11 protein-coding genes are annotated in these 13,244 nt (G+C 34.9%); 8 read left to right on the forward strand and 3 right to left on the reverse strand.

Annotation, left to right across the window (positions count from 1 at the left end; translation table 11 throughout):
- Positions 1 to 56: 56 nt before the first annotated feature.
- Both JCM9157_RS23515 and JCM9157_RS23520 read left to right on the forward strand, forming a co-directional pair.
- On the forward strand, positions 57 to 593 hold the full coding sequence (locus JCM9157_RS23515) for a histidine kinase dimerization/phospho-acceptor domain-containing protein (RefSeq protein ID WP_052013180.1): 537 nt from the start codon (positions 57 to 59) through the stop codon (positions 591 to 593).
- A 99-nt stretch (positions 594 to 692) separates the two neighbouring features.
- Entirely contained in the window at positions 693 to 1,076 is a 384-nt protein-coding gene (locus JCM9157_RS23520) for an ATP-binding protein (RefSeq protein WP_052013181.1), read from the forward strand.
- A 477-nt stretch (positions 1,077 to 1,553) separates the two neighbouring features.
- Here JCM9157_RS23520 and JCM9157_RS14995 read toward each other — a convergent pair whose 3' ends face one another.
- From JCM9157_RS14995 to JCM9157_RS15005, 3 genes are read right to left on the reverse strand one after another with little or no spacing between them, the layout of a single operon-like run.
- Positions 1,554 to 2,657, reverse strand: a complete 1,104-nt coding sequence (locus tag JCM9157_RS14995) for a Ger(x)C family spore germination protein (protein WP_035665913.1) — start codon at positions 2,655 to 2,657, stop codon at positions 1,554 to 1,556.
- On the reverse strand, positions 2,650 to 3,726 hold the full coding sequence (locus JCM9157_RS15000; protein WP_035665914.1) for a GerAB/ArcD/ProY family transporter: 1,077 nt from the start codon (positions 3,724 to 3,726) through the stop codon (positions 2,650 to 2,652). The genes JCM9157_RS14995 and JCM9157_RS15000 overlap by 8 nt, the downstream gene beginning before the upstream one ends.
- A 34-nt stretch (positions 3,727 to 3,760) precedes the next feature.
- Positions 3,761 to 5,143: a spore germination protein gene (locus tag JCM9157_RS15005; RefSeq protein ID WP_158318626.1), complete on the reverse strand. Its 1,383-nt coding sequence runs from the start codon at positions 5,141 to 5,143 to the stop codon at positions 3,761 to 3,763.
- A 717-nt stretch (positions 5,144 to 5,860) separates the two neighbouring features.
- On the opposite strand from JCM9157_RS15005, the gene JCM9157_RS15010 reads away from it, so the two are divergent.
- From JCM9157_RS15010 to JCM9157_RS26110, 6 genes are all read left to right on the forward strand, one after another.
- Entirely contained in the window at positions 5,861 to 8,800 is a 2,940-nt protein-coding gene (locus JCM9157_RS15010) for a substrate-binding domain-containing protein (RefSeq protein ID WP_035665920.1), read from the forward strand.
- Positions 8,801 to 8,962: 162 nt separating this feature from the next.
- Positions 8,963 to 9,685, forward strand: a complete 723-nt coding sequence (locus tag JCM9157_RS15015; RefSeq protein ID WP_035665923.1) for a LytR/AlgR family response regulator transcription factor — start codon at positions 8,963 to 8,965, stop codon at positions 9,683 to 9,685.
- 298 nt (positions 9,686 to 9,983) lie between these two features.
- On the forward strand, positions 9,984 to 10,988 hold the full coding sequence (locus JCM9157_RS15020; RefSeq protein ID WP_035665927.1) for a LacI family DNA-binding transcriptional regulator: 1,005 nt from the start codon (positions 9,984 to 9,986) through the stop codon (positions 10,986 to 10,988).
- A 222-nt stretch (positions 10,989 to 11,210) separates the two neighbouring features.
- Positions 11,211 to 12,020: a sugar phosphate isomerase/epimerase family protein gene (locus JCM9157_RS15025; protein ID WP_035665930.1), complete on the forward strand. Its 810-nt coding sequence runs from the start codon at positions 11,211 to 11,213 to the stop codon at positions 12,018 to 12,020.
- 27 nt (positions 12,021 to 12,047) lie between these two features.
- On the forward strand, positions 12,048 to 12,890 hold the full coding sequence (locus JCM9157_RS15030) for a substrate-binding domain-containing protein (protein WP_369384758.1): 843 nt from the start codon (positions 12,048 to 12,050) through the stop codon (positions 12,888 to 12,890).
- Positions 12,866 to 13,237, forward strand: coding sequence for a type 1 periplasmic-binding domain-containing protein (locus JCM9157_RS26110; RefSeq protein WP_369384759.1), 372 nt, complete (start codon positions 12,866 to 12,868; stop codon positions 13,235 to 13,237). The genes JCM9157_RS15030 and JCM9157_RS26110 overlap by 25 nt, the downstream gene beginning before the upstream one ends.
- The last annotated feature ends 7 nt before the right edge of the window (positions 13,238 to 13,244 follow it).

Genomic DNA, 13,244 nt, shown 5'->3' on the forward strand with positions numbered 1-13,244 from the left:
ACGTAGAACTCAAACAAAAAAATAGTAATTTAGCTTTGGAGAATAACCTTGTTAGGATGAAAAATGAGTATTTTAAACAAAGTGAAAATAAAGTTAGAAAAATAATAAATAAACTTCAGATACCTATTATCATTCGACTGGATACGTACGTACTTTTGGCAAATGAGATCGCTCAAAAGCAATTTATGGTGAATGAAAAGGAGCCTGTTCTTCAATTATTTTTTGAAAAGTTTGATCAAAACTTTAGGGATTCTCCTGATAATAATCAGAAGGAGTTTCATTTTACTACTAATGACAAAAAGAAGTTTTACTTAGTAAACTCTATTAAAGTTTCCTTTGAAGAAGAGAAAGCAATCTTGCATTCATTTGTTGATATTACTCATGAGAAGGAAAACGAGCAATTAATTGTACGTTCGGAAAAGATGAATATAGCAGGTGAACTTGCTGCAAGTATTGCACATGAACTTCGAAATCCATTGACTGCCATTAAGGGCTTTTTCAAAATATTAAAAGAGAGTGAAGATAACGGCCAAGAACTGTATTACAGGGTTATTGAAGATGAACTTTCTAGAATCGAACAAATCTCAAGTTAATTATTAACATTAGCAAAGCCCCATTCTGATAACAAGAAAAGCCATAACATTGTTAATCTTATAGAGGAAGTTAGATTATTATTAACGTCCCAAGCAAATATGAAGTGCATTGAAATCATAATAACAAGTACGAATACAGAAATAGATATTAATTGTGAATCCACTAAAATCAAGCAAGTTTTTATAAACTTAATTAAAAATGCAATTGATGCAATGGAGAATAACGGAGAGATAAGGATAATAATAGATAAAGTGAGTGATCATATACAAGTTCGAGTTATTGACCAAGGGGCAGGTATTCCTCAAGAATTATTAATGAAAATAGGGGAACCATTTTATACTACAAAAGAAAAAGGGACAGGTCTTGGTCTTATGGTTTGCTATCAAATAATTGAAAAACATGAAGGTACAATACATGTAGATAGTAAGGTTGGAGTTGGGACGACATTTACCATTACTTTTCCTATACCAAAAGCAACTTAACATCCATACGATTTGTAAGTGTTTGTTTAATGAAATTCATTTGCAACGCAGATCAATCATACTAGTTAAGAATATATATTTAAACGCGATCACTAAAGTGGTCGTTTTTTCATATTTGACTCTTGCTGTGCAATAATAAAGAGCTAAAGCATTACATTAATATGTAGAAAAGATAAATTATATGGGGTAACAAGCCCAATTGCTGTGCATAGTCCAGGAGTTTAAGTTTTAAAATAAGAGTTTGCAAGATATGAACAAAATTATGTAATGACACAAGACACAAGACACTCAAAAAGAGGGTTGCTATCCATGCACTTTCAATAAATTGAACTATTAAGAATACAATTGCAGTACAACGATTCTGAGGCGACCACCTTTGGTGTGGGCATCTCTACAGACTAAGGGAGTGACTAGATATAAGTGTAATTATTGGTTAATTTATTAAATAGTTATTTGTTTTTTGCATTTTTAAAATACTTATTTACTAAATAATCCAATATCTGAAATATCAACTGTTATCTTAGGGTGAATCTCAATATTTGAGATTGATTCTGGCCAATTTAAATTTTCCCATTCCTCAAATGGTAGGTCGTTCCGTATATATTGCCCAATTCCTAGATTATCGATTTTGTGTTCTTGCATAATAGAAATAATTGAGTCGACTTCGTTAGCAATATAGGCTGCAATCTCTTTTTCTAATTTATGTATCTCTACTTCTTTAAATAAATCTTTATCACCTTGATACTCTAATAAATATCCACCAAATTTAATATCTACTGTCACATCGATTTTCTTTGGATTGTCAGTATTCACTGAAATCTTTCTTTTGTTCGTAAGAGTACTAAATAAAGCTTTTTGATTATTGAGTTTTATACTTAGATCTCCTTGTTTAAAATCTCCTAGCATTAAAAAAAGGATACGTGATTGAAAGGGGTCCAAATTCGTTATATACTTATCGTTTCTTAGCAGGGCTACTCCGTCCGTAATCATACCTGCTTCCCCTATTGATATTATTGGAGCTATAGGGGCAACTCCGTCATCTAAAAGATCTTTAACAAATCGTTGTAAATTAATTTCTGGAATCGTATTCAATTTTGATTCTTTATCCAACAATGAATTAATTGCATTGTCCAATTCTGGAAAGTAGGGATACTTTTTTGTCAATAAATCATGCGCTCGACCATCAACAATAGAGATCTTGACTCTTGTTCCTATATTAGGATCTCTTTTAAGAGTATCAATTACATCCCAAAAACCTTCATTAGCAAGTTCTTTACCGATTAAAACACTGCGAAGTTGTCCTGAAACTAGATGCTTATCTGTCTGTCTCGAAAGAAGCATTCTAGCTTCCTTACTCGTTTCAGAAGTAGATGAAATTGTCTGTCTTGGTAATCCTTCTTTATGGTATAGAGGGTATGATACAGTCACTAGTAATAGTTTCTCTTCATCCGCCTCAGACTCAGCTCTGTCATATCCAATTGTATGAATTAAGCCCAATTCTTCTATTATTTGTTCGTCTTGACATCCCATCATAAGCAGGATAGAACAAACGTATAATAAGATGATCATTTTCTTATCCATAACTTTTTCTCCTTTTGGAAAGTAAATAGGTAAAAAGAAACAATGGGAGAGCGATAGAAATGAGCGTTTGAACAAACGCCATATTAGTCAACCAATAATCAATTTCAAATCTAGTTACAAACGGGTATGTACTACAGAATCCAATTACCGCTAAAACAATAGGGATATAATAAGGTTGAATAGATTTATTAACACGTGACAACATTTGTATTGAAACATATAAGTACATAGTAGATGTAACAAGTATTTTCATGAGAAAGAACAAAAAGTATAAGCTATCCAACCGTTCAATAAATGGCAACTGAAGATACCGTAATAAATGGATTAATGGGTACACTGTATGTGTTAGTTGCTCAAAGCTATTAGTTCCGTAGCAAAGTAAAGTGACGGCTAAGTATATAAATGTTGTATATAAATTACCTAAATAAATATATTTCATTACCTTAGGTGATTTCTCAGCATGGTGCCAGAAGAACATCATAAGCTCGAAACCTAAAAACGCTGAATAGATCTCGAGACTTCCTGTTAACAAGTCACCTTTATATTGAAAAATGTATGAAGTAAGACGAACAAATTCAAATTCTGGTATAAAGAACACTAACATCAGAACCATCCATATCGTTAAAAAAAATAAAAAAGTGGTCATTCTTACAATGCTTTGAATACCGCTTGTGACCAAATAGTAAATAAGAATGGTTATGATCAGCATTAACAAATGGATATTCGTTAATGGATAGTATAGAAATTTAACAAGATAAGCGTATTTTTTGGCGATCATAAAAGCTAGCAGTGTCCAAAACAAACTAAGTAGAATGTAAACCATGTTATATAGTTGTTTAGGTAGCATTTCTTCTATTAGTGTGTAGATCGAAATTCCATGACTCCAATTGTAAATGAAATGGATAACAAATAGGATGACAAATACAGCCATGGCTATGATTAAAATCGCTAGCCAACCATTTGTACCAAAGGTTTCAGCAGTAACTCGCGGTAAACTAAATAAGATAAGCCCAGATTGAGTCATATAAACTAAGAAAAAAAAGAATATCGGATGGAATCGTTCAGACATACACTAACTCCCTACACTTATTTGATGTATTCCTTTATTTATCGTTCGTTTGACTTGGTTTATTATTCAACGCTCTTAGTGGCACTCGTATAAATGTATCTCTCCAATCTGAAAATGGAGCTTTTGGTATTACGAAAGAAGTATCAAAGCTTGTTCTTCTTGACAGATGAATAAGAAATATAATTAATCCAGTAATTAGACCAAAGTTTCCTAACAGTCCAGCTAATAATATAAGTCCAAACCTAGCCATTCGGAGGGAAGCGCTCATAATAACATGAGGAATAACATAGGAAGCCATCGCGGAGATAGCAACGATTACAATAAGAATGTTACTTGTAAATCCTGCTTGGACAGAGGCTGTACCAATAACGATGCCCCCTACGATTCCAATTGTTTGGCCTATTTTAGTCGGTAATCTAGCGCCTGCTTCCCGAAGTAACTCTACAATAAATTCTATAATGATGGCTTCGTAGATGGGAGGGAAAGGCACCTTCGAACGTGACTCTAACAAGCTCTTTAGCAAATCAACAGGTATCATTTCGTAATGAAACGAGACGAGTGCTACATACAAGGCAGTTAAATTTGTCATTATTATTAGTGCGATGAAACGTAAAACTCGGGAAAAAGTCCCAAAAACCCAACCTCGGTTATAATCATCTGGTGACTGAAAAAATTCCCAAAATGTTGTTGGAGCTGTGAAGGCATAAGGGCTACCGTCGAATAACCCAATCACTTTTCCTTCTAATAATTTAGATGCGGCGACATCGGGACGCTCAGTTGTCAATAACTGTGGAAATAAAGAATAAGGATTGTCATCGATATGTTCCAATAGCATATGGATATCTTGAACACCGGTAATCTTTAAGTGTTTAATTTTTTCTCCTACTTGCTTAATCACATCTCTAGGAGCTAATCCCTCAATATAGACAAGATTGATTTTAGTATTTGTTAGAGAGCCGACCTGAAGATCAACTACTTTCAATTTCTCTGATTGAATACGTCTTCTTATACAGGATAAATTTATTTCGATTGATTCAACAAAAGCTTCTCTTGGTCCAACAATACTTGTCTCAATTTCAGCTGCTGTCACGGCACGTGTTTTTGGGACATAAATATCTATTAAGTAAGACTGGTTTTTTTTATGAAATATAGCTGCTTTACCTGCTAGTATTCCTTTTATGACCTTACTTGAATCATCACAACTTTGATATTGAGAACGACCTAATAAATGAATAACCTCGTCCTTTTTTATTTGGGCTATAGGTGTTAAGACGTCTTGGTCAAGTTCTTCTGTACCTACTAAGTGACCGATATACAGTATATTGATATCCAGTTCAGGAAACGACCTTTTAACAAGATCATCACAATTAGTTAGTTTTTTTAACACTTCATCATACATATATTTTTGATTATTCATTGTAATCATCTTTTCTTCTTTGAATTTAATATTTCTCCTAGTCTTCCCAATTTGTAATGTAATAATTTATTGGTATTAATATATTGTTAAAGGAAATAAAGAATGAAAAAGTGTTAATACAATTTATAAATAAAGGAATTGGACTATCAGAAGAAAGACAAAAAAAGTTATTCCAACCTTTTTATGCAACCAAAGAAAAGGGAACAGGAAACGAATTATAGATATTCATCAAGGTGCAATTGAAATTAAAAGTAAGTCAGGAGTAGGTACACTCCAAAAATCATTAATTGATTTGAATGAAATAGTCCCTCGTAAATGTTATGTAAGACTTTTATAAGATTTATTTACTTAAAGTAAAGGGTGGACATTTGGTAAGAAAAAAGACTTCCTAACCTTGACGGCTAGTAGGGAGAACTCATAAAATAATGAAACATCACATCAATCCTTAAAACGAAGTGTTGTATAAGGGCTAGATTGTGAGGCGGATTCGTCGGAATGTAAGGAAGGAATAAATTGGATTAGCTGTCTAGTATAGTAGATCATTATTTAAAACCTGATAACCCTTGTTCAGAACAGTGATGGGGTTAATGGAACTCAAGGAATTTTAATCAGCAATTTTTTATACAGATTAGGTTTACTTATATATTATTTTCAAAAAGAATAAAAGCACAGATAATTTTGTGCGGCCTCTAACACCGTAGATTAGGAGGGAAATGAATGTCTGACTCTATCTCTAATACGACGCCAGTAAGTGTTACTAAAAGGGGACTGGTTTGTAAATTCACCAAAAGAAAGAACACCTTTATTTTTACGTATTGTGATGGTCTTTTGCTCTACAATTGGGGATTTAACCAAGAAGATGTGAATGGAAAGAAACTAGAAGATATATTACCTAGCAAATTGTCCGGTATAATAAACAAGTATTGCTACCAGGCTTGGAAAGGTCAATTTATTCAATATGAAACAAAATTACAAGGCAAAGATTACGCAGCTTTTTTAGCACCTTTATTTAATAATGGTGAGATAGTCGAAGTTATATGCACTTTCATCCAAAGTAACAAACCATCTATAGAAGATGAGCAAGTCTATACAAACTCATTATATGAAGACGTTCTTCAAACGATGTCAGAAGCAGTTATCATAATTGAAAAAGATGGTAAAATCACCGCTTTAAATGATAACTTTCAAAAAATGATCGGCTTAAAAGGTGATTATACATATGGGTGGACGGAAGTAGAATATGTAGCAGAGGATGGATCCCATTTACCTTATTCTGAACTACCTGGAGTAAAGACACTAGAGAAGGGCATTTCCTTCCATAACTCGATTGTTGGAGTAAAGGACAACAAAAATAATCAAATTAAATGGCTTTCAGTTAACTCAAAACCTCTTACAATACGTGATCATAGTGATCGCGCCTCACTTGTAAGTATTTCTGATATTACAGAAAGAAAAGAAATGGAGAACACCTACATACAAGCAAAAGAAGAGGCTGTAAAAGCAAATAGTGCTAAATCGGACTTTCTTTCTAAAATGAGTCATGAATTGCGCACACCGTTAAATGGGATTTTTGGTTTTGCGCAGTTATTAGAACTTGATGACTCTTTAAATGACCAACAACGGGATTATGTGCAAGAGATCTTAAAAGGGGGAGGTCATTTATTAAATTTAATTAATGAAGTATTAGATTTATCGAGAATTGAAACTGGTAAAATAAAAATTTCGATAGAAGAGGTCCCTCTTTTAAACATTATTGATGAATGTATCAATATAGTTGAACCACTCGCTAAAAAGAATAATATTCATATTCAAAAACAACTAGATTCACAGCGTGAAATGGTCGTTCTAGCTGATCCTGTTCGACTGAGGCAAATACTCCTTAACCTTTTAGAAAATGCCATTAAATATAATCTTCAAAATGGAAACATCATGATCAACAGTTATTTGGAAGGAGACAGTCAATTTGTTCATATTGTTGATACGGGTGTTGGTTTTTCAGTTGAAGAATATCACAAAATATTTGTTCCGTTTTACCGAGTGGAAGGTGCAAAGGAAGAGGGAACAGGAATTGGTTTGGCTATAGTTAAGCAGCTTGTGCAACAAATGGGCGGCGAAATAAGTGTAAGAAGTAAAAAGGGACAAGGCAGTGACTTTTGTTTTAGCCTGCCTGTCCCCAAAGATTTAAAGCCTGTTATACGCTGGGAAGACGAAGTAGAATTGGTTAAGAAAGTAGAGGGAAGGTCAGAACACTATCGATTATTATATATTGAAGATAATGAATCTAATCTGAACTTAGTCAAAAACATTATTAAATCTCATCCTTCCTATACACTGTTAACAGCTAACAACGGGAAAAAAGGGATAGAAAAGGCTGCTTTAGAAAAAGTAGATCTAATATTGCTTGATCTAAATCTCCCGGATATGAGTGGTTATGCAGTGTTTGATATATTAAAAGCAAAGGAACAAACAAAAGGGATCGCTGTTATTGCTGTTAGTGCAAATGCGATGCCTAAAGATATTCAACATACTTTGGACAAGGGGTTTGATAACTATTTGTCAAAACCAATTCATGTTAAAGATTTTTTGAATACTGTAAATGAGACATTAAACAATACGATTACACAAAATATTCCGCATCATAGGATATTAAGTACAGGCCCGTATGGAGAAGAGGCTGTTTCTGCAAAGACGCTTCAATTAACTTTAACAGAGCTAAAAAAAATTAAGGAAAAGAAGTATAGGGCGGCTATATCAATGCACTATGCTGACAATGATTGGTCAAAGTCTCAAATTGCAGGTATAACTTCAACTTTTGAGAAAATGGGGGTTGAGGTAATTGCTGTAACGGATGCACAATTTAAATGGGAAAAGCAAGTTGAAGACATTGAGACCATTTTGATTGAAAAGCCAGATATCATTGTAAGTATTCCAGTAGACCCAATCTTTACCGCAAGTGTTTATAAAAAGGCTGCTAATGCAGGCGTAAAGCTAGTATTTATGGACAATGTTCCAAAGGGGCTAGAGCATGTTAAAGATTATGTTAGCATCGTATCTGCTGATAACTTTGGCAATGGTATAGAGGCAGCTCATATTATGGGTCAAGAATTAGGAGGAAAAGGGAAGGTTGGCATGATCAATTACAATGCTGATTTGTTTGCAACAAATCAAAGAACAGAAGGTTTTGTAGAGACGATTAAGCAGAGATTTCCCAGTATTGAAATAGTCGCACGTGCAGGTATCACTGAACCAAGCGATGGAGAAAAAGTGGCTGTTGATATGATTAGAAAAAACCCTGACATGAATGGAATGTTCGTTGTATGGGATGTACCTGCAAAAGGAGCTATGAAGTCAAATGAAGCTGTAGGAAAAAGTGATTTGGTCATCACGACGATTGACTTAGGCTTTAATGCTGCACTAGAAATAGCTAAGGATGGAAGCATAAAAGGAGTGGGTGCCCAGCTTCCATATCAACAAGGTGTTGCAGAAGCAATATTGGCAGGGTATGCACTTCTTAAAAAACAAACACCACCTTATGTGGCTGTTCCAGCTCTAAGAGTAACAAAAGAAAATCTTTTAGACGCTTGGAGGCTTGTTTACAATGAGGATGCTCCCGAACTTATTCAACGTACATTAAAATATGCCAAGTATCTAGAGTAATTAGTACAATTAATAGGAGAAGTATAAATAACATGGAACGCTCTTCCTTATTTACTAAAATAAATACTGCGATTAATATATAGAAAAAATCTTTTTTCATAGTTTTCCTTATAACGTTCATAAAAAGTAATAGGTTAATTTTCTATTGGAGGGTACTTACAAATGAAAATATTGATTGCTGAGGATGATGAGGCTTCAAGAAAACTATTAAAGTGCTTTATCGAAATGCTTCCACAGTTTCAAGTTATTGCTGAAGCAGCTGATGGAGAAGAATTAATCCGCTCTGTCATGGAGAACAAACCAGATATTGCCTTAGTTGATATTGATATGCCTTTATTGAATGGACTAGAAGCAGTTAAATCCTGCAAAAAGCTATTTCCCTCATTAGAAGTTATTTTTACAACAGGACATGATCAATATGCTTTAGAAGCTTTTGACGTCAGCGCTGTTGATTATATTGTTAAACCGATCAAAAGGGATAGACTGTATACAGCTTTAGAAAGAGTGGAAAAAAGGTTATATCAAAGCGGAATAACAAGTGAAAATGCTTCAAAAAATAAAGATATCATGATAAAAAGAAACAATCAAATTACTTTTCTTGCACCTGAAGAGATTCTATTTATTGAAAAATTGGACAGGAAAACGGTTATTCATACGAACGATCAAAAATATGAAACAAATGAGCCATTAGTGACTTACGAAAACGTTCTAGGGCCCCGTTTTATGACAACACATAGGTCTTATCTTATAAATCTAGATCAATTAACAAGAGTAGAAACAGCTGGTCGAATGTATAAGGCTTATTTCAAAAACTATCACGAAACAGCAAGGGTTTCAAAGCAAAAATTAGTAGAATTACAACATTCAAAATCTGTATCTAATTAGAAATGAAATCCCAAGTGGCTATGTGCGCAAAATTTATGGAGATAGACGAGAGGGTCAGCCTCTAACTTAAGAGAACATACGGTAGACTAGCAAGCCCGTAATCGACAAAAGTTGATTACGGGCTTTAAAATTCTCATAATTTGTGATTATTTTGTCTGACTGAGTGAAATTCGTGTCTGAATTAAAAGTAAGCGCTACCGAAATTGATAAAATGGTGCCTGAAGCGAATTAGACACTGATTCTGAATACGTTTACAATGCAAGCATAAAGTTTAAAAAAAGAAATGAGAGAACAAAAAATGGTTAGAATCATTGATGTAGCCAAAAGGGCTAATGTTTCTACTGCAACAGTTTCAAGGGTGTTAAGCAGTCCCCATACTGTTAGGGAAGAAACAATGGGAAGGGTTTTGGAAGCGATCAAAGATTTAGATTACCATCCCAATATATTAGCCCGCCAGTTACGAACGCTAGAAACAAAGACAGTCATTGTCGTTGTTCCAGATATTTCAAATCCATTTTTCTCGAAGGTTCTTAGAGGGATCGAATATGTTGCAGCCGCAAATGGTTATCAAGTTTTATTAAAAGATACAACCAATGACTTAGAGTTAGAGAGTGGTTATGTAGATCTTCTTAGACAGAAAAAAGCAGACGGCATGATTTTTTTAACAGTAATGAATTCAGAACTTGTAAATATAGTAGAAAATCAATATCCCGTCGTTCTAGCTTGTGAATATATAGAAGGTTCAAATATTCCAACAGTATCAATTGATAATATCAGTGCTGCAAGAAAAGCGACCGAATATTTGATTCAATTGGGACATAGACAAATAGCCTGTATATCAGGACCAACTGCCAGCGTTCTCGGACAGGATCGGCTAAAGGGATATTATCAAGCATTGTCCCAATATAATGTAACCGTTGATCCGGTACTTATTCAAGAAGGGGATTTTACTTATGAAAGTGGCTTTAATGTAATGAATAAGTTGCTGGCTCTAAATCAGCTTCCCACTGGAGTGTTTGCCGCTAATGACGAAATGGCACTTGGGGCCATTAAGGCAATCAAGTCTAAACATTTTCGAGTTCCTGCTGATATCTCAGTCATAGGATTTGATAATATCAAGTTTTCAACAATTGTCGAACCAGAGCTTACGACGATTGCTCAACCAGCTTTTGAAATTGGGAACAAAGCGATGGATCTGCTTATCAAGCTGATGAAAAATAAAAAGATTATTAGAAGTCAATTTATTTTAGATGACAAGCTTATAATCAGAAATTCTTGCGTGAAAAGGTCTGATAAAATGTAATCCTTTACAAAAAATAAACACAATCATTCTGCTATTCCAAGTTAACAGGGAATTTTAGTTTGATAAAATGTAATCCATTACAAATTACACCTATTTTTAAGTGGGATTATTATATTTTTACTGTTTAAATTGTAATCCTTTACATTCTTTAAGTGGGGTGATGCAAGCAATCGAATCTTTGAAAACTGTACAAATTACTTAATTTGAATTGGAGGAGAAAATATGAAACTAGGATACCAAACAAATACATGGGGTGGCGTTGTTGGTCACCCGGCAGGAGTTACATCAATTAAAGATGGTTATTATTTAACAAATGGTTCAACGGAAAAAGCATTAGAGGATCTTTCCAGTGTAGGATATCAAGGCCTTGAAATTTTCGATGGAAATCTGATGCAATATGAAAATAAGAAAGAAGAGTTTCAAACATTGATGGACTCTTTAAAGCTAAAGTTGATTGGTGTTTATTCTGGAGGAAACTTTATTTTCGATGAAATCCTCGAGGAAGAGCTAGCAAAAATTGAAAAGGCCGCAAGTCTTGCTGCTGAATTTGGCGCAGAGCATTTAGTCGTTGGCGGGGGAGCGCTAAGAAGTACAGGAATTTTAGAAAGCGACTATGAAAAGTTAGGGCAAGCTCTAGAACGAGTAAGTGAGATTGCGAAAGCAAATGGGTTAGTTGCGAGCTATCATCCGCATTTAGGTTCTTTGGGAGAGTCTCCAGAGCAGGTCGAGAAAATTGCACAATTTACATCGATTAACTTTTGCCCGGATACAGCCCACATTGAAGCTGGCGGCGGAGATCCGATTGAATTTATTAAAAAATATAAGGATCGTATTCCTTACGTTCACTTAAAAGATTTAAAAGGTGGAGACTTCCTGCCATTAGGTGAGGGAGAGCAAAACTTACAAGGAGTAATTGAAGCGCTTCAAGTAATGAATTATGACGGATGGGTAACGGTGGAATTAGATAGTTACGATAATCCAAAGAAAGGTGCAGAAATTAGTTTAGATTTCTTAAAGAAATTTTATAAATAAAACTAATGAACAATTGGGGGAATTTTTATGAAAAAGTTTAAAAAGTTAGCAATCGCTTCCCTAGCAGCAGGAATGTTTGTTTTAGTTGGCTGTAACACTGAAGGCACATCAAACAGTAGTGACGAACGACAAACACCTAACACCTCTGAAATAACAGAAGAAGCTAAATTAGAGCCAATTAGAATTAACCCAAGTATTGATGCGGATGCCGTTATTCAAAGTGAAGGACCCCATGGAGAGACAGCTGTATCAGCTAGCACACTTGAGCTTACAGCCGAAGACATTGAGAAGATTAGAGAAGGAAACTATTCAGCGGCACTCGTTATGCACTACGCAGGAAATGACTGGTCGAATGCACAAATAAACGGGTTGAAGACGACTTTTGAGAAAATGGGAATTGAAGTCATTACCGTGACGGACGCGCAATTTAGCGCAGAGAAGCAAGTGTCCGACCTTGAAACAGTAATGGCAAGGAACCCTGATATTATTGTTAGTATTCCAACAGATCCTGTTTCCACTTCTTCTGCATTTAGAAGGGCAGCTGAACAAGGGATTCACTTAATATTTATGGATAATGTACCAAGTAATTTAAATCATGGTGAGCATTATGTAAGCGTTGTTTCCGCAGATAACTATGGAAATGGAATTGCTGCTGCTGAAGTGATGGCAGAAGAGCTTGGTGGAGAAGGGAAGATCGGTATCGTATATCATGATGCAGATTTCTTTGTAACAAAGCAAAGAACGGAGGCATTTGAGGCTACCATTCAAGAAAAGTATCCAAACATTGAAATTGTTGCCCGTAGTGGAATTAGTGTCCTGATGATGGATTGCAGGTCGCTTCAGCCATGCTTACGACAAATCCTGAGTTAGACGGAATTTTTGGAGTGTGGGATGTACCTTCGGAAGGAATTTTAGCTGCTGCTAGAACAGCAGGTAGAGAAGATTTGGTCATTACGACCATTGATTTAGGTGCAAATGTTGCCTTGAATATTGCAAGGGGAGGTTCGATTAAAGGATTAGGAGCTCAACTTCCTTTTGACCAAGGGGTCGCAGAAGCCATCTTAGCGGGTTACGCATTATTAGGGAAAGAAACGCCATCTTATGTAGCAGTACCGGCTTTAACTGTAACACAAGAAAATATCCTTGACGCATGGGAGATGGTTTATTCGACACCAGCTCCACAAGAAGTTCAAGATGCATTCAATAATAACAAATAATGAGACA

It is taken from the genome of Halalkalibacter akibai JCM 9157 (genome assembly GCF_000513135.1).
Lineage (GTDB): Bacteria > Bacillota > Bacilli > Bacillales > Bacillaceae_D > Halalkalibacter > Halalkalibacter akibai.